A 19075-nucleotide genomic window follows, 5' to 3' on the forward strand; every position below is an offset into this window, starting at 1 on the left:
CGGGCTTTCCTTGGGCAACAGGCGGCCGTCGCGTCCATCGCGGCCATGGGCCGCTCCTACGGTAGGAGCGGTCCATGACCGCGATAGACGCGATGCCTGGACGGTGAAAGTCTGAAATGGGAAGAAGGTTGAGCCTGGGGTCTAGCGACTACCCACCTTGAGCGGCTGGGTGGGCGCCGGCAGGCTGGCGAGGACCGCGTCGCGCTGGCGCTTGAGGGCGGCCAGGGTGGTGGCATCGGCCATGGGCACCGACTGGGCGTCGACGGTCATGCCCGGACGCACTCGCTGCAGGCCGTTGACCACGATGCGATCGCCGGCTTCCAACCCCTTGCGCACGATGCGCAGACCTTCCAGGCGTGGGCCCAGATCGACGTTGCGATAGGCGGCCTTGTTCTGGCCGTCCACCACCAGCACGAATTTCTTGCCCAGGTCGGTGCCTACGGCGGCGTCCTGGATCAGGGTGCCTTCGTAGGTGCCGCTGCCCACCAGCCGTAGCCGGGCATAGAGTCCCGGGGTGAAGCGGCCGTCGGCATTGTCGAACACGGCGCGACCGTGGATGGTGCCGGTGCGCGGATCGAGCTGGTTGTCCATGAAGTCCATGTGGCCTTCGTGGGAGAAGTCGTCTTCGTTGGACAGCGCCAGGTAGACCGGGCTGGCCGCGCCGCGCTGGCCCTGGCGGGCGAGGGCCTGCTGCTTGAGGAAGACGCGCTCGTCGGCGTCGAAATAGGCATAGACCTTGTCGGTGGAGACCAGGGTGGTGAGGCGGGTGTCTCCGGCGTTGACCAGGTTGCCGGCAGTGACCTCCGCACGGCCGACGCGCCCGTCGATGGCGGCGCGGACCTCGGTGAAGCCCAGATTCAGGCGCGCGGCGTCCAGTTGCGCCTGGGCGGCGGCGACGCTGGCCTTGGCTTCCTGGGCGGCGCTGCGGCGGGCCTCGACGATTTCCGCAGAGATGGCGTTGCTGCTGCGCAGGCGTTCGCCACGGGCGGCTTCGTCGGCGGTGCGACTGGCGTTGGCGCGGGCCTGTTGCAGCTCGGCTTCGAGGCGCTTGACCTCGGCCTGGAAGGGGCGCGGATCGATCTGCAGCAGCAGGTCGCCGCGCTTGACCCGGGCACCCTCGTGGAAGAGCACGCGGTCGACATAGCCGGAGACGCGGGGACGCACCACCACGGACTCGGGCGCTTCCAGGCGGCCGGTCACCTCGTCCCATTCCACCACCGGTTGGCGCAGCACCTCGGCGGCGCTCACCTTGGGCGCGGGCGGCGCGGCGCTGGCCTGGGGATGGGAATCGCCGCAGGCGGCAAGGAACAGCGTGGAGGTCAGGGCCAGGGGGCCGAGGGTTTTCGCGAAGAGATCCATGTTCGAGTCCGCCCGAGGTGGAAAGAAGTCAGGGAGGCGAGTCTGCCGCCGGGGAAGGGCGCCGACGAATCGAAGGGCTCGAACTCATTTATCGATGACGATGATGGTTTTGCTGTAGGTATCGTTGGCGGTGATGGCGCTGAGCGTAGAGCGGCGACCTAGAGCCCTTCAGCTCGGCGTCCGCCCTGGGCTAGAGTGGCTGGCTGCAGACCCTGTCCTTGCCCAAGCGCGCCGCGGTGGTCGCCAGGCCCCGGTCGAGACCCCCGCCGCAGGAGGATGACGATGTCGCTATCCCGCTACACCCCGGTACTGGTCACCGCGCTGCTGGCCAGCGCGGCAACGGCCGCCCAGCCGGTCTTGCCGACGCCTGTGCCCTCCCATTCCGACTACCTGCTCCTGGCCGGCAACGGAGGAGCCGGCGGTGCGGGTGGCGCAGGCGGTAGCGGCGCGCTACCGGGCAAGGGCGGTAGCGGAGGCCAGGGTGGTGCCGCCGGACCTGGCGGCGTTCCCGGCGCCAAGGGTGCGGACGGTGCCGAGGGCGCCGTCATCCCTGAGCGTCGGACGCCTCGCGGCGATCAGGAGCCCGACGCCGACAAGCGCTAAAGACTGTCCGGATCGCCAATGAACATCTGGATGCGCGACCTCAGCCAGCGCTCGCCGGGGTCGTGATCCTGGGCGCCGCTCCAGGCCATGGGCAATTCATGGCTGCCGTCGCGCAGTTCTTCTGGCGGGTCTTCGTACCTCAGGCCACCGGTGCTGGCCAGCAGGCGCGCGGTGTAGTCCGGCACCATCACCAGCAGATCGGTTTCCGCCAACAGCGAACCCAGGCCGTTGAACTGGGGCACCGCCAGCACCACCCGGCGCTGGCGGCCGAGCTTGTCGAGCAATTCGTCGATATAGCCGGTGAGGTCACCGGCATAGGACACCAGGGCATGGGGCCGCGCGCAATATTCGTCCAGGGTCAAGCGCCCGGGTTTGCTGTCGGCGCGCAGCACCTTGAAGCCGAAACGCCGCACCGGCCGCCGCTTGGCATTGGCCGGCAATTCCTCGGTATAGCCCACCGCCACGGTGATCTCGCCGGAGGCCAGCATGCCGGCGGCGGTCAGGTAGTTCATCCGGCGCACCACCAGGGTGGTGCCCGGCGCCTCGATGCGGATGCGCCTGAGCAGCGGCGGCAGGAGGGCGAATTCGACGTCGTCGGAGAGGCCGACGCGAAAGACCCGGTCGGCGCTGGCCGGCTCGAAACTCTGGGTGCGGCTCACCGCGCTGGAGATCTGGTCCAGTGCCGGCGACAGCAGGGCGGCGATCTCCTGGGCCCGCGGCGTGGGTTCCATGCTGCGCCCGGTGCGGACGAACAGCGGATCGTCGAACAGGGTGCGCAGCCGTGCCAGGGCCGCGCTGATCGCCGGCTGGCCGAGAAACAGCTTTTCCGCGGCACGGGTGACGCTGCGCTCGAGCATCAGGGTCTCGAACACGATGAGCAGGTTGAGGTCGACGCGACGCAGATCGGTACGGTTCATTCGGGCCCCGGCAGGGAGTGGATCGATACCCCCGATGTCCATTATCGATGGGGATGCATAGAATCCTAAGGGAAGGCTGGTTAGAGTCCTAGTCATAGCAGTCCGCCTCGGCACACGTCCCGGGGTTGGCATCAACGCGAGGTAATGCCATGTCCCGCCTGATCCAGTTCACCGAATTCGGCCCGCCGGAGGTGCTCGCCTGCATCGACCGGCCCACGCCCATGGCGGGGCCAGGCGAGGTGCTGGTGCGGGTCCAGGCCATTGGCGTGAGCTGGTACGACGTGCTCTGGCGGCAGAATCTGGCCCCCGAGCAGGCCGTGCCGCCGGCCGGTCTCGGCTGCGAGCTGGCCGGGGTGGTCACCGCCCTGGGCGAAGGCGTGGCCGACCTGGCGGTGGGCGATCGCGTAGCCAGCTTCCTGGGTCACGACATCAATCGCTATCCGGCCTATGGCGATGACCTGGTCTATCCGGCCACCTCCCTGGTGCGCTACCCGGACGTGCTCACCCCGGTGGAAGCCGCGGTGCACTACAACCCGCTGCTTACCGTCTATACCGCGCTGATGCACCAGGCTCGGCTGCAACCGGGCGAATGGGTGCTGATCACCGATGCCAGTCGCTGCTGCGGTCCGGCCTCTATCCAGCTGGCCAAGGCCCTGGGGGCCCGGGTCATCGCCAGCACCCATGACGCCGGCGACCGTGACTACCTGCGCGAACTGGGCGCGGAAAGGGTCATCGCCGCCGAGGAAGAGGATCTGGTCAGCCGCATCGCCAGCATCACCGACGGTGTCGGCGTGCACGTGGCCCTGGATGCCCTGGGCGGTCCGCAACTGGCCCTGCTCGGCGAGGCCATGGCGCCCCGCGGTCGGCTGCTGCTCTACGGCCTCAATGGGGGCAACCAGACCCCGCTGCCGGCCTGCGCGGCCTTCAAGAAGAAATTCAAGCTGTACATCCACTGCGTCCAGGACTTCACCGGCCAGCCGGAGATGGGTCTGGAGGCGGATTGCGCCGCGGTGCGCGAGGCCCTGCAGCACATCGACCAGCTGACCCGCGATCGCCTGCTCAAGGCGCAGATCAAGCAGGTCTTTCCCTTCGAGCAATTCGTCGAGGCCCACCGCTGCATGGAGCAGTGCCCCACCCGGGGTCGGGTCGTGCTCAGCGTCGACTGATCCGCCAGACAATGAAAAAACCCACGCCAAGGCGTGGGTTTTTTATGGCGGGTCGTCCGAGCCGGGCGCCTAGGCGGTGGCTTTCTTCTGCAGCGGCGGCGTAGCCCGATTGACCCGGGTCTTGGCGCCAAAGAAGGCCACGCTGAGGAAGTGCAGCGGACTGATGCGTTCCAGCACCAGCTTGAGCGCCACCGGCAGGAACAGGCCCATGACCATGCTGACGGTAAAGACCACCCAGACGTCATGCACCTGCAGCTTGTTCAGCACGATGCGGGCACCGGCGGTGCCGAAGACGTGGAACAGGTAGATCTCGAAGGAGAAATAACCCAGCCAGGCCAGCGGCTTGAAGTAGAAGCGGCGGGCGATCAGCAGGCTGATGGCGGCCAGGCCCAGAGCGGTGCCGACCACGGCCATGTCGTTCTCGTCGAGATCCACCAGCTCGAACAGATAGGCCTGGTCGATGATCACCAGGATCGCCAGGGCCACGGCCATGGTGGTGACGTTGCGCTGGGTGATGAGTTGCGCGCCGAAGCGGTAGAGACCCAGGCCCAGGAGGAAGAAGGGGAACAGCTGCACCGCCTTGTAGAGGCTGAACAGGTCCGGGAAGCTCTCCCAGGCGAAGGACGCCGCCAGCGCCACGGCGAACACCAGGCCGAAGTTGCGCAAGGTCAGCAGCAGGCCGGCCTTCTCCAGCAGGGCGATCACCACGAAGATGCAGAAGATCGACTGCAGGAACCAGAAGTGCGCATAGCTGAAGAAGTAAATGCTGAAGATGTCGGTCAGCTGCGGCTTGTAGTTGGTGTTGGGCACGGCCATCTGCAGGGCGAAGAACAGCGTCGACACCACCAGCAGGGGAATCCCGATGCGTTTGAACTTGCCTTGGTAGAAGCGCGACAGGTCGCTGCCGGTGTTTACCGGGCGCAGCGCATAGACGTAGCCGGAGATGGCGGTGAACAGCGGCATCCGGACATAGACGAGCGAATCGTAGAGATAGCGCAGCACGGAGTCGTCGGGCACCTTCATGCCCAGGGTCGACGAACTGCCGATGACGTGGCCCGCTACCATCAGAAACAGCGCCAGTCCGCGAATCGTCTCGATGCGCAGATCCTTTTCAGGCGTGGTCTTGGTCATGCTGAGTCCTCTGTACTAGCTAAGCGAGACAGCGTTTCCACAGGAGTGGGAAAGGATGTCGGCGCATCAGATCATCTGAGCCCGGTGAGCTTAGGCTAGTTCGTTAGCTTCCTTGCGGTAGCGCCGGGAAAACTCGGGCTTTTCTTGCGCTGCATCACTTTTCTGTGAAGCGATTCCTAGAAGTGTGAACTTGCAACGGCTGCGAACGGCGTTGATTAAGGTGGCATTTTGCCAGGCTTAAGGGCTTCTTAAGCCAATTCGCGGTAGGGCGGAGGCGGCCGGTCAGGCCGCCCTGGAGAGCACCTAGACGAACGCCTTGCCGTCCAGAATCGCCTTGCGCCAGCGGGTGATGCGCACCTCGCCGGGCAGTCCGGCGCTGGTGAAGGGATCCCGGGCGATGAAGGCTTCGGCTTCGGCGCGGGTTTCCACATCGACGATGTAGACGCTGCCGGTGGCGGTCTCGCCGTCGTCGCTGAGCTTGGCGCCGCAGGCCAGCAGCGCGGCGGCGTTCTCGCGCAGGAAGTCCAGGTGGGCCGGGCGATGCTGCTGGCGCAGGGCCAGGCTGTCCGGCTTGTCGAAGGTCTCGATCAGAAAAGGCATGGCAGGCTCCGATAGGATCGGCGACCCCGGTGGTCGCCGCTGGCGCAGGGTGGCGCGATCCTGGGGCCAGCGTCAATCGGACCTTGGCCGACCCTCGCTGCCTGGCTGGGCATAGCCTTAGCAGAGAAACGTATTAAACATTCGGGTCTAGATAGGCCAGGCTGACCTTTCCAAATGGAATATAAGGAAGGTCGCCATGTTTCGCTCCTCTCTTCGACGCTGGCTGGCGCGGGGCGCCGTTCTGTTGCTGGCGCTCGGGATGCTCGCCCCGGTCCAGGCCGCCGACCAGGCGCTGCGCATCGGCTATCAGAAAGGCGGAGGTCTGCTGGCCGTGCTCAAGGCCCAGGGTACCCTGGAGCAGGCCCTGGGCGCCCAGGGCTACCAGGTGAGCTGGCGCGAATTCCAGGCCGGGCCGCAACTGCTGGAGGCGCTCAATGCCGGCAGCATCGACGTCGGCTATACCGGCTCGCCACCGCCGATCTTCGCCCAGGCGGCCGGGATCGACCTGGTCTACCTGGGCGCCGAACCGGCCAGCGAGGCGGTGGAGGCCATCCTGGTGCCAACCGCCTCGCCGATCCGCGACGTCGCCGGCCTCAAAGGCAGGAAGGTGGCGGTGCAGAAGGGATCGAGCGCCAACTTCCTGCTGGTCGCCGCCCTGGAAAAAGCCGGGCTGAGCTTCAAGGACATCCAGCCGGTGTATCTGCCGCCTGCGGATGCCCGCGCCGCCTTCGTCAATGGGTCGGTGGACGCCTGGGTGGTCTGGGACCCCTATCTTGCGGCCATCCAGCAGAGCCAGCCGGTGCGCGTGCTCGCCGACTACAAAGGGCTGCTGCACGCCAACAGCTTCTATGAGGGCTCCCGCCGCTTCGCCGACGCCCATCCCGAGGCGATCCGCCTGCTGCTGGCGGAACTGGCCAAGGCTGGTGCCTGGGCCAATACCCACAAGCCGGAGGTGACACGCATCCTGGCCGAGCAGATCGGACTGCCGGAAGCGGTGATCGCCACCTGGCAGGCGCGTACCGGTTATGGTGCGACGGCGCTGACGCCGGCGATCATCGCCACCCAGCAGCAGACCGCCGACATCTTCAAGGCCCAGGGGCTGATCCCCCGGGCGGTGGACGTCAGCCAGGCGGTCTGGCAGGCGCCGCGCTAGAGGGCCTAGGCGCGGCGGGGCAACAGGTAGCCCAGCAGGAACATCCCGGCGGCGGCCACCACCACCGAGGGGCCGGCCGGGGTGTCCTGGTACCAGGACAGCGTCAGCCCCAGGCACACCGCGGCCATGCCCAGCAGGCTGGCGCCACAGGCCATCTGCTCCGGGCTGCGGGCGTGGCGCTGGGCGGTGGCGGCGGGAATGATCAGCAGCGAGGTGATCAGCAGCACCCCGACGATCTTCATGGCCACGGCGATGACGATGGCGACCAGCAGCATCAGCGCCAGGCGGATCCAGGTCACCGGCAGGCCTTCGACCTGGGCCAGTTCCTCGTGCACGGTGATGGCCAGCAGCGGCCGCCACAGGCAGGCCAGGGCTACCAGCACCAGGGCGCTGCCGCCAAGGATCCAGCGCAGATCGCCGGGACCCACCGCCAGCAGATCGCCGAACAGGTAGCTCATCAGGTCGATGCGCACCTCGTGCATGAACGACAGCGCCACCAGCCCCAGTGACAGGGTGCTGTGGGCGAGGATGCCGAGCAGGGTGTCGGCGGCCAGCCCCCGACGACGCTGCAGCACCACCAGCACCACGGCGAGGGCCAGGCAGCCGACGGTGACGGTCAGGGTCGGGCTGACATCCAGCAAGAAGCCCACGGCGACTCCGAGCAGGGCGGCATGGGACAGTGTATCGCCGAAATAGGCCATGCGCCGCCAGACCACGAAGGAGCCGAGGGGACCGGCGACGAGGGCGAGGGCGAGACCGGCGAGCAGGGCATACAGCAGAAAATCAGCCATGCTTGCAGTGGGCTCCATGGACATGCGGGGTCTTGACCACGCCGCCATGCAGGTCGTGGGCGTGATCGTGGTGGTGGTGATAGACCGCCAGGTTGCGCGCGCTCTGGCCGAACAGCGCCTGATAGGCCGGATCGCCACTGACCTGCTCGGGATGGCCCGAGCAGCAGATGTGCCGATTCAGGCAAATCACCTGGTCGGTGGCGCCCATCACCAGGTGCAGGTCGTGGGACACCATCAGCACGCCGCAGCCATGGCGCTCGCGCAACTGGCCGATCAGCCGGTACAGCTCGCTCTGGCCATTGATGTCGACGCCTTGCACGGGTTCGTCGAGCACCAGCAGCTCGGGCTGACGGAGCAGGGCGCGGGCCAGCAGCACCCGCTGCAACTCGCCGCCGGAAATGCTCTGCAGAGGGCTGTCGATGACGCCTTCGGCGCCCACTTCGCCGAGGGCGGCCAGGGCACTGGCGCGATTCACGCCCGGCACCAGGCGCAGGAAGCGCAGCACCGACAGCGGCAGGGTGGCATCCACCTGCAGCTTCTGCGGCATGTAGCCGATGCGCAGCCGCGGGCGACGCCAGACGCTGCCGCGATCGGGCGTCAGCAGCCCGAGCACGCTGCGCACCAGGGTGGTCTTGCCGGCGCCATTGGGGCCGATGAGGGTGACGATGCGGCCGGGATCCAGGGTCAGGCTGACCTGCTCGAGCACCGGCTGGCCGGCAAAGGTCACGCCGACCTCCTGCAGCCGGATCAGCGCCTCGCTCATGCCTGCTTCCGGCAGGCGGCGCACTGACCGACCACTTCCACGGTCTGGCCTTCGACCTGGAAGCCCACGGCGCTGGCGCCGTCGAGGATCGCCTGGTGCACGGCCGGCTGTTCCAGCTCGATGCTCACCTGGCAGCTGCGGCAGATCAGGAACTGGCCCTGGTGGGCCTCGCCGGGATGGTTGCAACCGACGAAGGCGTTGAGGGAGGCGATGCGGTGCACCAGGCCGTTCTCGACCAGGAAATCCAGCGCCCGGTAGACGGTGGGCGGGGCAGCGCGGCGGCCGTCCTGCTCGCTGAGCACGGCCAGGATGTCGTAGGCGCCGAGCGGCTTGTGGCTTTGCCAGACCAGCTCCAGCACCCGCTTGCGCAGCTCGGTGAGGCGCACGCCGGCGCGGCTGCAGAGGGCGTCGGCCTCGGCCAGCGCGTGGGCGACGCAGCGCGAATGATCGTGGGGCCGAAAGGCCAGGGGGGCGTCGGTCATGAAACAGTACCTTGGGAGCCAGGACGTTATTATATTGCACCTCTCTTAAGAATCGGGATTTTCACGTGCCGCGCCTCCTACCCCTCGTCGCCTCCCTGCTGCTCGCCTGCACCCTGCTGCCCGCCCAGGCCGAGGTGAAGGTGCTCACCAGCATCAAACCCCTGCAACTGATCGCCGCCGCCATCCAGGACGGCGCCGGCCAGCCCGCCGTGCTGCTGCCGCCGGGTGCCTCGCCGCACCACTACGCCCTGCGGCCCTCGGACCTGCGCCAGGTGCGCGAGGCCCGGCTGGTCTACTGGATCGGCCCGGATCTGGAGGCCTTCCTGCCGGCGGTGCTCAAGGAGCGCCAGGGCCCCAGCCTGGCCGTCCAGGAGCTGCCCGGCTTGCACCTGCGCCGCTTCGGTGCCGAGCATGCGGACGCCCATGACGACGATCACGGCGACGAGCACGAGCACGAGCACGAGCACGGCGAGGAGCAGGGCGGCGAGCCCGAATACGCCCACGACCACGATCATCGTCCGGGCAGCCTGGATGCCCACCTCTGGCTGAGCCCGGCCAATGCCCGGGTGATCGCCGCCCGCGTGGCCGCCGACCTGAGCCAGGCCGATCCGGCCAACGCCAGCCGCTATGCGAGCAACCTCAAGGCCTTCGAAAGCGGACTGGCCGCCAAGGACCAGGCCCTGCGCACCCAGCTGGCGCCGCTGGCCGGCAAGCCCTATTTCGTCTTCCACGAAGCCTTCGACTACTTCGAGGAAGCCTATGGCCTGAGCCATCGCGGCGTCTTCGCCCTGGGCGCCGACGTCCAGCCCGGCGCCCGCCACGTGGCCGCCATGCGCGACGAACTCAAGGCCGCCGGGCCGACCTGCGTCTTCACCGAGCCGCCGCTGCAGCCAAAGATCGCCACTACCCTGAGCAGCGGCCTGCCGGTGACCCTGGTGGAACTCGATCCCCTCGGCGCCCGCATCCCGGCCAACGCCGGCGGCTATGCCCAGCTGCTGCAGAACGTGGCCGACACCCTGGGCGGCTGCCTGGGCAAGCTGCCCTGAGGCCTCGTCCGGCGGCGGATCGGCCGAGGCCACCGTCCGTCGCTCTCGGGCCACTTCGCGGCCGTTCAGCTAGCGTTCAGGACGAGTTCAGGCAGCGTTCAGGGCCATTGGCCTAATCTGCAACTGTCAGATCAGCAACGCCGAGGTCGCCCGGATATGTTCACCCTAGCGCAGCTCCCGCTACGGCAGATCGTCCGGACACTTCGACCCGACCTGGCGATGTTCATCCTTGTAACTCCACTACAGGGTCACCAAGTCAGCTCTGGTCCCCTGTAGCCGTCTCGCGACGGAGCCGTCCCCCAACGGCAGTTTCCGATCCCCATGAAGTGCTCCTTACCTCTCCAACTGGAGAGGTTTTTTTTGCCCGGAACAAAGTCAGTGATCCCAGCCATTCCCTTCCCGCTCTCGCCGCCGGCCGGCTCCAGGCGCCATAATCGGCACCAGGGCGCCGCTGCGCGAAGCACGCGACAGGCGCAGTCGCGGCCAGAGAACGTCTCGTTAGCTGTTCAGGAGTCTGCATGAAGATCCTCGTCGTCGAAGACGAAAACCTGCTGCGCCACCACCTCAAGGTGCGTCTGGGTGAAGCCGGTCATGTCGTCAATGCCGTGGCCGATGCGGAAGAAGCGCTCTACAGCGCCCGCGAATTCCATCACGATCTCGCCATCATCGACCTGGGCCTGCCCGGCATGAGCGGTCTCGATCTGATCCGCCAGCTGCGCAACCAGGGCGCCACCCTGCCGATCCTCATCCTCACCGCCCGCGGCAGCTGGCAGGACAAGGTCGAGGGGCTCGGCGCCGGGGCGGACGACTATGTGGTCAAGCCCTTCCAGTTCGAAGAGCTGGAGGCGCGCCTCAACGTGCTGTTGCGCCGTTCGGCGGGTTTCGTCCAGCCGAGCATCCGCGCCGGTTCGCTCAAGCTCGACCTGGGCCGCCAGCAGGCCTTCAACGAAGAACAGCCGCTGCAGCTGACCGCCTACGAATACCGCCTGCTGGAGTACCTGATGCGCAACCACCAGCAGGTGATCACCAAGGAGAGGCTCATGGAGCAGCTCTACGACGATGACGGCGAGCACGACAGCAACGTCATCGAGGTGCTGGTGGGGCGCCTGCGGCGCAAGCTGGAGGCCAGCTGCCAGATGCAACCCATCGAAACGGTCCGGGGCCGCGGCTACCTGTTCACCGAGCGCTGCCAGTGATCCGTTCCTTTCGCGTGCGGCTGCTGCTCAGCGCGGCCCTGCTGGTCAGCGTCTGCCTGGCGCTGATCGTGCCGGCGATCCGCAACGCCTTCGACCGCACGGTGGAAAACTTCGTCGCTGCGCGGCTGGAGGCCAACGCCAACACCCTGATCGGTGCGGCGCGCGCCATCGACGGCCGGCTGGCGATGCCGGAGATGATCGCCGAAGAGGTCTTCGACCGGCCCGGCTCGCCGATCCTCGGCTATGTCTACGACCAGAACGGCCGCCTGCTGTGGCGCTCGCGCTCGGCGATCAAGGAGCGGCCCAACTACAAGCCGACCTTCGACGGCGGCGGGGTCAAGCTGGTCAAGGCCACCGACGACCAGGGGCAGGGCTTCTTCGTCTTTGATCGCGAGGTGCTGCTGGGCAATCCGCCGGTGGCGGGCTTCAGCGTGGTCACCATGCAGCCGGCCGAGGAATACGAGCGGCTGCGCGCCACCTTCCTGCACCAGGTGATTCTCTGGCTGGTGGGGGTGCTGGGCGCCCTGTTGCTGCTGCTGGCACTGGTCATGCAGTGGAGCCTGCGCCCGCTGCGCCGTCTCAGCCAGCAACTCGATGCGGTGGAGACCGATCAGCGCGAGCTGCTCGACGAAAACAACGTGCCCAGCGAGATCAGCCGGCTGATCCGTTCGCTCAACCGCCTGCTCGACCACGAACGGCTGCAGCGCGAGCGCTATCGCGACACCCTCGGCGATCTCGCCCACAGCCTCAAGACGCCGCTGGCGGTGCTGCAGGGGGTGACCGAGGAATTGCGCCGCCGGCCGCAGCTGGATCAGGAGGTCGGCACCCTGCAGACCCAGATCGAGCGCATGAACCAGCAGGTGATGTACCAGCTGCAGCGGGCCACGCGCCAGGGCGGCGCGGTGCTCAGCCGGCCGCTGGAGCTGGCGCCGCTGCTGGAGTCGCTGTTCAGCACCCTGGACAAGGTCTATGCCGAGAAACGCGTCCAGGCGGAAATGGACCTGCCGCCGAATCTGCGGGTGCAGGCCGAGGAAGCCGCCATGCTGGAGGTGTTCGGCAACCTGCTGGAAAACGCCTATCGGCTCTGCCTGACCCAGGTACGGGTCAGCGCCCGTCGGCACACCGAGCACTGGATCCTCGACATCGAGGACGACGGCCCGGGGATTCCCGCCGAGCGCCGCGAGAGCGTGCTGCGCCGCGGCATGCGCATGGACAGCCGGCACCCCGGGCAGGGCATCGGCCTGGCCGTGGTGCAGGACATCCTCGAAGGCTATCGCAGCAGCCTGACCATCGACGAATCGAGTCTGGGCGGCGCCCGCTTCCGCTTCCGCCTGCCAGCGGCCATTTCCCCGGAGCGGCCTTCCTTGGTGCACAATGGCGCCAGGACGTGACCCATGGGTCATGGCTTGCGTCTGCTCCTGATAGTGAAATTCTGTCTGTAAGGACCCCGGCATGAGCCGCGACTGCCGTCATCTCGAATCCCTGTTGCACCACGATATTCCCATCACCAAGGCCCTGGGCCTGGAAGTCCGCGACTGGAGCGAGCAGCGCCTGCAGCTGCATGCCCCGCTGGACGCCAACATCAACCACGCCAGCACCATGTTCGGCGGCAGCCTCTATTGCGTGGCCGTGCTGGCCGGCTGGGGCTGGCTGTACCTGCGCCTGCGCGAAGCCGGCATCGAGGAAGGCCATATCCTCATCCAGGAAGGCCAGATCAGCTATCCGCGACCCATCACCACCGATGCCCTGGCCTATGGCGAGCCGCCCGAGGCGCGCGCCTGGGAACGCTTCGAGACCACCTTCCGCCGTCGCGGGCGCGCGCGCATCACCCTGCAGTCGCGGATCGTCAGCGAGAGCGGCGAGGACGGGGTGCGCTTTACCGGTCAGTACGTGCTGCACCGCTGAGAGCGGACGCGGCATGCAAAAGGGCGACCCTGGGGTCGCCCTTTTTCGTTTCCGTCAGCCGCTCAACCGTGGGAATGCGGTTCGGTCTTGGCCTGCTGGGCGGTATTGGTGTCGGGCAGGTTGTCCGGCGGCACGGCCAGGGCGCGCAGGGCGCCGGACATGATCTCGCTGAAGGTCGGCGCCGAGACCAGGCCACCGAAGTAGCCTTCCTTGGTCGGGGTATCCAGCATCACCGCCAGCACCAGCTTGGGATCGGCCGCCGGCGCCATGCCGACGAACAGCGAGCGATAGGCGTGCTCGGTGTAGCTGCCGGAGCCGGCCTTGCGCGCGGTACCCGACTTGCCGGCCACGTGATAGCCGGGCACCCGGGCGCGGATCACGCCGCCTTCGTCTTCCACCACGTGGTTGAGCATGGCGCGCAGGCGCCGGGCGATGGTCGGGTCCATGGCCTGGACGCTCTGCTGCTTCTGGTCCTTGAGCAGGGTCAGGGGGGTCAGCAGGCCGTCGTTGGCGATCACCGAATAGGCCTGGGCCAATTCGGCGACGTTGACCGCCAGGCTGTAGCCAAAGGACATACTGGCCGTGGCGATCTGCGACCACTTGGTGTGGCCGGGCAGGTAGCCGGCGTTCTCGCCGGGAAAGCCCAGCGCCATGGGATTGCCGAAACCGACCCGGCTGAGCTGTTCGTAGATGGGCAGCGGGCCGATCTGCAGGGCCACCTTGCTCATGCCGATGTTGGACGAGTTGAGCAGCACCCCGGTCATGGTCAGCACGCCGCGCTTGGCCACGTCGTGGATGGTGTGACCGTCGATGGTCATCCAGCCCGGCGCCACGTCCACGGTGCTGTTCTCGTTGAACTTGCCCGAGGCCAGGGCCACCGACATGCTGAACGGCTTGATCACCGAGCCGGGCTCGAAGGCGTCGGTCAGGGTGCGGTTGCGCATGTTGGGGATCTGCAGGGTGGCGCGGTTGTTGGGGTTGTAGGAGGGGAAGTTGGTCATCGCCAGGATCTGGCCGGTCTTGGGATTGACCAGCACGGCCGACCCGGACTGGGCGCCGAACTTCTCCACCGCCGTCTGCAGGGCGCGATAGGCGATGAACTGCAGGCGCAGGTCGATGGACAGGGCCACGTCCTTGCTCGGTTGCGGCTGGCGCACCACGCGGATGTTCTTGACCACCGAGCCGCGCGGATTGATCAGCACCTCGCGCACCCCGCCGCGACCGGCCAGCCAGTCTTCGAAGCCCAGTTCCAGGCCCTCCTGGCCATGGCCGTCGATGTTGACCATGCCGATCACCTGGGCCACCAGGTCGGAGCTGGGGTAGTAGCGCTTGTACTCCTTGATCTGGCGCACCCCGGGCACGCCGAGGGCCATGATGTTCTCGCCGTCGATGGGCGACAGGGCCCGCGCCAGGTAGAGGAAGTGCTTTTCCGGATGGCCGAGGATCAGGTTGCGCAGTTCGGCTTCGGGCTTGTGGATGGCCTGGGCCAGGCGCCCCAGCTGGTCGGCGCTGTCCTGCATCTCGGACGGATTGCACCAGATGGTCACCACCTCGGTGGAAACCGCCAGGGGCGCGCCGTTGCGGTCGGTGATCATGCCGCGGGTCACCGGAATGGCGATGTGACGCACCGAGCGGCGATCGCCCTGGTCGCCCAGAAAGGCGGCATCGAACAGCTTGAGGTAGGTGATGCGGCCGGCGACCACGCAGGTCAGCAGGACCAGCACGACGACCACGACATAGAAGCGATAGCGGGGTGCGGCCGTCATGGCGGCTCCTGCGCGAGAAGAGGGCTTGGGCATGGTCACAACTGGTTACAACCGTCAGGGACGCGCATGGTAACTGCTCCAGCCATCGGCCGGAAACCGCTGGGCGGTCGGGGGCGGTACACTGCGCACATGAGCGACATCCCCCTGCACGATCTTTCCACCCCAACCGTGACCTGCGAGAGCTGTCAGGCCTGGTGCTGCCGCCAGGAAGTCCTGCTGTTCGACGATGCCGGCGTGCCCGCCCGCTACATCGAGGAAGACTGGACCGGTACCCGCATGAAGCGCCTCGACGACGGCTGGTGCGCCGCCCTGGATCGCGAGCAGATGAATTGCAGCATCTACGAGGTGCGGCCCTGGGTCTGCCGGATCTTCGACATGGCCGGCCCGGAGTGTCTGGAGGAGCGGGCGGATATGAAAAGGGCGATGGAGAGTGGCGATTTCTAGCGGCTCGCCTGAAAGGCTAGGCCGTCGGGAAGTCTTATCGCGGCCATGGGCCGCTCCTACAGGAGATGAGGCTTTTGTAGGAGCGGCCCACGGCCGCGATAGTCCAAGTCAGAGCGGTCGCTACGGCGCACCGGCATGGCCGCGATCAGGGATTCAACGCAGCTTCTGCGGCTTGTAGGCGCAATACCCCGGGCGCGGACCGACCCTTGGGTGGTTGCGGCAGGTTTCCGGACGCTGGTCGTAGATGGTGCACAGCCGCGTCTTGGGATGCAGGTAGACGCAGTCGTTGTTGGACAGCCGCACCAGGGTGAACAGCCCGGTCTTGGCGTTGAGGCGCTCGACCACGCCGTCCTTCTTGAGTCGCTTGGCGATGTCCTTGAGCGGCTCGCCCTTCTCGAATTCGTCCACCACGCCCATGCGGATCAGATCGGACAGGCGGGCTTCCACCGGCAGGGTGCAGCAGCTGGACACGCAGTCCAGGCACATGGCCTTGTCGTAACGGATCCAGGTTTCGGTGCGATCGAGATCGGCCCCGAGAATGCGCAGTATCTGAGCCATGGCTTACTCGGCGAAGGTGACCTGACCATCGGCCAGGGAAGCGACGCGGGCCAGGGATTCGACGCGATAGCCCTGGGCGTCGAGTTCGGCGCGACCGACCTGGAAGGACTTCTCGATGACGATGCCCAGCCCTGCGACCTGGGCCCCGGCCTGACCGATGATGGAGATCAGCGCCTTGGCCGCCTTACCGTTGGCGAGGAAGTCGTCGATGATCAGCACCCGGTCGTCGGATGACAGATGCATGGTCGAGACGGCTATGGTGCTCTCCGTCTGCTTGGTAAAGGAATAGACGCTGGCCACCAGCAGGTTGTCGGTCAGGGTCAGCGACTGGTGCTTGCGGGCGAAGATCACCGGCACGCCCAGCTCCAGTCCGGTCAGCACCGCCGGGGCGATCCCCGAGGCTTCGATGGTCACGATCTTGGTGATGCCGGCGTCGGCGAAGCGGCGGGCGAACTCCTGACCGATGTCGCGCATCAGCGCCGGATCGATCTGGTGGTTGAGGAAGGCATCGACCTTGAGCACCTGCTCGGAGAGTACTTGGCCTTCGCTGCGAATCTTGGCTTTGAGGCGTTCCACGCGGACGGTCCTTTAACGGCAACGCCCGGGCCTGAGTGCAGGACCGGGTCTGGGAATACGGGAGGGCGGCGATTGTGCCCTATCTTTCAAGAAAGTCGTTAGTTTGCCGACAAATCGTCCTATAGCTATCCGCAACGGATAGCCGACGCTTGCCGGTGGCTGGCACAGGAGTGGTCGAACATGGGTGTTTTGTTGTCACCGGGTATGCGCGTGCTGAGCCAGTTCGGCTTCGCCCGCAAGTTCGCCCTGCTGCTGGTGCTGTTCATCCTGCCGCTGGCGGTCAGTCTCTGGCTGCTGGGCGCCGATTTCCAGGCCAAGCTGGCCACTGTCAGTGGCGAGCGCAGTGGCGTGCGACTGCTGCAACGGCTGGATGCCGTGGAAGAAGAACTCACCCTCCGGCGCAACCTGACCGCGCGCTGGAAGGCGATCGACACCAGTCGCCAGGAGACGCCGGCCGTGCAGGCCGCCATAGCCGCTCTGGAAAGTCGCAACGACAGTCGGCGCGAGCGGCTCGCCCAGCTCGGACAGCAACTGGAGAGCGAAGGGGCCAGCGCCGATGTGCAGGCGCGCTTCAAGACCCTGCAGCAGGCGCTCGCCGGGCTGGAGGTCAGCGATCTGCGCAGCCTGGGCTGGTGGCCGGACGGCTACGACAGATTCACCGCCGCCCTGGGCGCCGTGCAGGCGCTGCGCGAGGAGATCGCCCTGGACAGCGGCCTCATCCTCGATCCTTGGATGGAAACCTACCTGCTGATGCAGATCGGCACCACCCAGTCGGTCGAGTTGTACGAGCGCCTTGGCCGCCTGGCCAGCGTTGGTCAGGCCAGTGTGGTCTCCGGCCAGTTCAGCCTGCAGAGCCGCCTGCAGTTGCGCGATCTGCGCGCCCGCGTCGGCGATTCCAGCGAGAGCCTGGCCAAGGTCGCCGTGCTGCTCGGCAACAAGCTGCCCGCCGACATGGCCGGCTGGAAGGATGATTACCAGAAGCTCAGCAGCCAGCTGGACGCCAGTCTCAAGACCCTCGATCAGGGAGTGTTCGGCGGCGAGATCACGCTCAAGCCGGAGCAGTTCGAAGCCACCCTGGACGGGGTCCTGCAGGGGCTGCAGACCTTCCGCCAGCAGACCCTGAAGAATCTGGACCAACGGCTGCAATACTATGGCGCCGATGCCGTGCGCAGCTTTGCCGCCATCGCCGCCGGCTTCGGCCTGCTGCTGGTGGTGACCTGCTACCTGCTGCTGTGCATGCAGGCCGCCATTCGCGGCAGCGCCCGGCGCATCACCAACTTGGCCGAAGGCCTGCGTGACGGCGACCTGACCCGTTCGGCCCAGGTGACTGGCCAGGACGAACTGGCCGAGATCGGCCGCGCGCTGGACCTGGCCGTGGTGCAGCTGCGCGGCAGTCTGCAGGCGGTCGAGCAGGAGAGTCGCCAGGTGGGCACGGCGTCCGGGGAGCTGGGTCAGCAGGCCGAGGCGGCGCTGGGCGCCGTCGAAGCCCAGCGCCAGCAGATCACCCAGATCGCCACCGCCGCCACCGAACTGGCCGCCACCGCCCAGGGCGTGGCCCAGAGTTGCGAAGAGGCCGCCGGGCGCGCCGAGCAGATGCGCGGCATCGCCGAGGCCAGCCAGAGCGACAGTCGCCAGACCACCGCCAGCATCCAGCGCCTCAACCAGCGCCTGGACGAGACAGCTGCGGCCATGGCCCAGGTCAATGCCCAGGCCGGGCAGATCCAGCAGGTGGTGGACGTCATCCGCGGCATCGCCGAACAGACCAACCTGCTGGCGCTCAACGCCGCCATCGAGGCGGCCCGGGCCGGTGACCAGGGAAGGGGCTTCGCGGTGGTCGCCGACGAGGTGCGTTCGCTGTCGCAGCGCACCCAGGCTTCCACGGCGCAGATCGCCGGGACCGTTGGCAGCCTGAGCGGCACCGTGGCCCAGGCCGTGTCTCTGATGCAGGAGGCCTGCGGCCAGGCCGCCAGCGATGCCCAGTCGATCACCGGGCTGGGGCGGCGGCTGGAAGAGATCGCCGAGTCGGTGCAGGGCGTCTCCGACACCCTGGTGCAGATCGCCACCGCCGCCGAACAGCAGGCGGTCACCGCCGACCAGGTCAGTGGCAATATCCAACAGATCGATGGGGCCGCGGCCGATCTGCTCGGCAATGCGCGCACGGTGCAGAGCACGGCGGTGGGTCTGGAGGCGGGCAGCCGCACCCTGACGGCCAACACCACCCGCTTCCGCCTGGGCTAGCACGCAAAAGGGGCGCCTTTCAGGGCGCCCCTTCTACTCAAAGCTTTCTGATCAGGCCCGGGTATCGAGCAGCCGGCCCAGGGTTTCCTGCGAGGCCTGCATGACCTTGGTACCGGCCAGCGCCTGGTACTTGCCGACATCCAGATTGACCAGCTCGCTGGCCAGATCGGCCTGGCTGTTGGTGGTCGCGCCCAGGGCTTCCTGTTCGTTGCGCGCCGTCTGGGAGGCGAGGGCGGCACCGGCCTTTTCGACCGTGCGGCTACCGTTCTGGTAGGCCTGCACCCCGGCATAGAGCGAATTGCTTGAAGTCACGTTCATGGACAGGGTCCTCGACGGTGATGTCAAAGGGCTATTGAAGCAGCTTTGACGCCAAAGAACCAG

Annotated in this window: 20 protein-coding genes; 9 read left to right on the forward strand and 11 right to left on the reverse strand. The window is 67.1% G+C overall.

Annotation, left to right across the window (positions count from 1 at the left end; genetic code table 11):
* Window positions 1-141: 141 nt before the first annotated feature.
* Window positions 142-1359 carry an efflux RND transporter periplasmic adaptor subunit gene (locus tag PSEK12I1_RS0102975; RefSeq protein WP_027600643.1) on the reverse strand — a complete coding sequence of 406 codons (1218 nt, stop codon included), beginning with the start codon at window positions 1357-1359 and terminating at the stop codon, window positions 142-144.
* 282 nt (window positions 1360-1641) lie between these two features.
* On the opposite strand from PSEK12I1_RS0102975, the gene PSEK12I1_RS24715 reads away from it, so the two are divergent.
* Entirely contained in the window at window positions 1642-1962 is a 321-nt protein-coding gene (locus tag PSEK12I1_RS24715) for a hypothetical protein (RefSeq protein ID WP_037006619.1), read from the forward strand.
* Here PSEK12I1_RS24715 and PSEK12I1_RS0102985 read toward each other — a convergent pair.
* Window positions 1959-2879 carry a LysR family transcriptional regulator gene (locus tag PSEK12I1_RS0102985; protein WP_027597405.1) on the reverse strand — a complete coding sequence of 307 codons (921 nt, stop codon included), beginning with the start codon at window positions 2877-2879 and terminating at the stop codon, window positions 1959-1961. The two genes, PSEK12I1_RS24715 and PSEK12I1_RS0102985, sit on opposite strands and share 4 nt — an antisense overlap.
* A 149-nt stretch (window positions 2880-3028) precedes the next feature.
* On the opposite strand from PSEK12I1_RS0102985, the gene PSEK12I1_RS0102990 reads away from it, so the two are divergent.
* On the forward strand, window positions 3029-4045 hold the full coding sequence (locus PSEK12I1_RS0102990) for a zinc-dependent alcohol dehydrogenase family protein (protein ID WP_027600644.1): 1017 nt from the start codon (window positions 3029-3031) through the stop codon (window positions 4043-4045).
* Window positions 4046-4114: 69 nt separating this feature from the next.
* Here the strand turns inward: PSEK12I1_RS0102990 and PSEK12I1_RS0102995 are convergent, their stop codons facing one another.
* Both PSEK12I1_RS0102995 and PSEK12I1_RS0103000 read right to left on the reverse strand, forming a co-directional pair.
* Window positions 4115-5176, reverse strand: a complete 1062-nt coding sequence (locus PSEK12I1_RS0102995) for an acyltransferase family protein (protein ID WP_027600645.1) — start codon at window positions 5174-5176, stop codon at window positions 4115-4117.
* A gap of 303 nt (window positions 5177-5479) precedes the next feature.
* On the reverse strand, window positions 5480-5776 hold the full coding sequence (locus tag PSEK12I1_RS0103000) for a YciI family protein (protein WP_027600646.1): 297 nt from the start codon (window positions 5774-5776) through the stop codon (window positions 5480-5482).
* A gap of 196 nt (window positions 5777-5972) precedes the next feature.
* Between PSEK12I1_RS0103000 and PSEK12I1_RS0103005 the strand changes: the two genes are divergently transcribed.
* Complete coding sequence (locus PSEK12I1_RS0103005; RefSeq protein ID WP_027600647.1) at window positions 5973-6929, forward strand: sulfonate ABC transporter substrate-binding protein; 957 nt, start codon at window positions 5973-5975, stop codon at window positions 6927-6929.
* Between the two features lie 5 nt (window positions 6930-6934).
* Here the strand turns inward: PSEK12I1_RS0103005 and znuB are convergent, their stop codons facing one another.
* Genes znuB through PSEK12I1_RS0103020 form a run of 3 tightly spaced genes read right to left on the reverse strand, consistent with a single transcriptional unit; the run spans window position 6935 to window position 8965 of the window.
* A complete protein-coding gene (gene znuB / locus PSEK12I1_RS0103010) occupies window positions 6935-7720 on the reverse strand; it encodes a zinc ABC transporter permease subunit ZnuB (protein WP_017642327.1) in 786 nt (261 codons plus the stop codon).
* Window positions 7713-8483 (reverse strand): zinc ABC transporter ATP-binding protein ZnuC, encoded by a 771-nt coding sequence (znuC, locus tag PSEK12I1_RS0103015; protein ID WP_027597409.1) that lies wholly within the window; start codon window positions 8481-8483, stop codon window positions 7713-7715. The genes znuB and znuC overlap by 8 nt, the downstream gene beginning before the upstream one ends.
* On the reverse strand, window positions 8480-8965 hold the full coding sequence (locus PSEK12I1_RS0103020; protein ID WP_027597410.1) for a Fur family transcriptional regulator: 486 nt from the start codon (window positions 8963-8965) through the stop codon (window positions 8480-8482). Before PSEK12I1_RS0103020 ends, znuC begins: the two co-directional genes overlap by 4 nt.
* 65 nt (window positions 8966-9030) lie before the next feature.
* Between PSEK12I1_RS0103020 and znuA the strand changes: the two genes are divergently transcribed.
* From znuA to PSEK12I1_RS0103040, 4 genes are all read left to right on the forward strand, one after another.
* Window positions 9031-10011 (forward strand): zinc ABC transporter substrate-binding protein ZnuA, encoded by a 981-nt coding sequence (gene znuA / locus PSEK12I1_RS0103025; RefSeq protein WP_027600648.1) that lies wholly within the window; start codon window positions 9031-9033, stop codon window positions 10009-10011.
* 518 nt (window positions 10012-10529) lie between these two features.
* Complete coding sequence (locus tag PSEK12I1_RS0103030) at window positions 10530-11207, forward strand: response regulator transcription factor (RefSeq protein ID WP_007159882.1); 678 nt, start codon at window positions 10530-10532, stop codon at window positions 11205-11207.
* Window positions 11204-12598 carry an ATP-binding protein gene (locus PSEK12I1_RS23515; protein WP_028700289.1) on the forward strand — a complete coding sequence of 465 codons (1395 nt, stop codon included), beginning with the start codon at window positions 11204-11206 and terminating at the stop codon, window positions 12596-12598. The genes PSEK12I1_RS0103030 and PSEK12I1_RS23515 overlap by 4 nt, the downstream gene beginning before the upstream one ends.
* 61 nt (window positions 12599-12659) lie before the next feature.
* Window positions 12660-13112 carry a thioesterase domain-containing protein gene (locus tag PSEK12I1_RS0103040; protein WP_007159880.1) on the forward strand — a complete coding sequence of 151 codons (453 nt, stop codon included), beginning with the start codon at window positions 12660-12662 and terminating at the stop codon, window positions 13110-13112.
* A gap of 62 nt (window positions 13113-13174) precedes the next feature.
* Here the strand turns inward: PSEK12I1_RS0103040 and PSEK12I1_RS0103045 are convergent, their stop codons facing one another.
* Window positions 13175-14878 carry a penicillin-binding protein 2 gene (locus PSEK12I1_RS0103045; RefSeq protein ID WP_027597412.1) on the reverse strand — a complete coding sequence of 568 codons (1704 nt, stop codon included), beginning with the start codon at window positions 14876-14878 and terminating at the stop codon, window positions 13175-13177.
* A 129-nt stretch (window positions 14879-15007) separates the two neighbouring features.
* Between PSEK12I1_RS0103045 and PSEK12I1_RS0103050 the strand changes: the two genes are divergently transcribed.
* Window positions 15008-15322 (forward strand): YkgJ family cysteine cluster protein, encoded by a 315-nt coding sequence (locus PSEK12I1_RS0103050; protein WP_027600649.1) that lies wholly within the window; start codon window positions 15008-15010, stop codon window positions 15320-15322.
* Window positions 15323-15475: 153 nt separating this feature from the next.
* Here the strand turns inward: PSEK12I1_RS0103050 and PSEK12I1_RS0103055 are convergent, their stop codons facing one another.
* Together PSEK12I1_RS0103055 and PSEK12I1_RS0103060 are read right to left on the reverse strand one after the other, a co-directional pair.
* Window positions 15476-15880, reverse strand: a complete 405-nt coding sequence (locus tag PSEK12I1_RS0103055) for a YkgJ family cysteine cluster protein (protein WP_027600650.1) — start codon at window positions 15878-15880, stop codon at window positions 15476-15478.
* A 3-nt stretch (window positions 15881-15883) separates the two neighbouring features.
* The gene (locus PSEK12I1_RS0103060) at window positions 15884-16456 is read right to left on the reverse strand and encodes a xanthine phosphoribosyltransferase (RefSeq protein WP_027597415.1); all 573 of its coding nucleotides are present in this window, start codon (window positions 16454-16456) and stop codon (window positions 15884-15886) included.
* A 180-nt stretch (window positions 16457-16636) separates the two neighbouring features.
* Here PSEK12I1_RS0103060 and PSEK12I1_RS0103065 point away from each other — a divergent pair, with 180 nt between their 5' ends.
* Window positions 16637-18694, forward strand: a complete 2058-nt coding sequence (locus tag PSEK12I1_RS0103065) for a methyl-accepting chemotaxis protein (protein WP_027600651.1) — start codon at window positions 16637-16639, stop codon at window positions 18692-18694.
* 51 nt (window positions 18695-18745) lie between these two features.
* Here the strand turns inward: PSEK12I1_RS0103065 and PSEK12I1_RS0103070 are convergent, their stop codons facing one another.
* Complete coding sequence (locus PSEK12I1_RS0103070) at window positions 18746-19012, reverse strand: hypothetical protein (RefSeq protein ID WP_027597417.1); 267 nt, start codon at window positions 19010-19012, stop codon at window positions 18746-18748.
* Window positions 19013-19075 lie beyond the last annotated feature (63 nt).

This window comes from Pseudomonas sp. MOIL14HWK12:I1, assembly GCF_000510705.1.
Taxonomy (GTDB): Bacteria; Pseudomonadota; Gammaproteobacteria; order Pseudomonadales; family Pseudomonadaceae; genus Chryseomonas; species Chryseomonas oryzihabitans.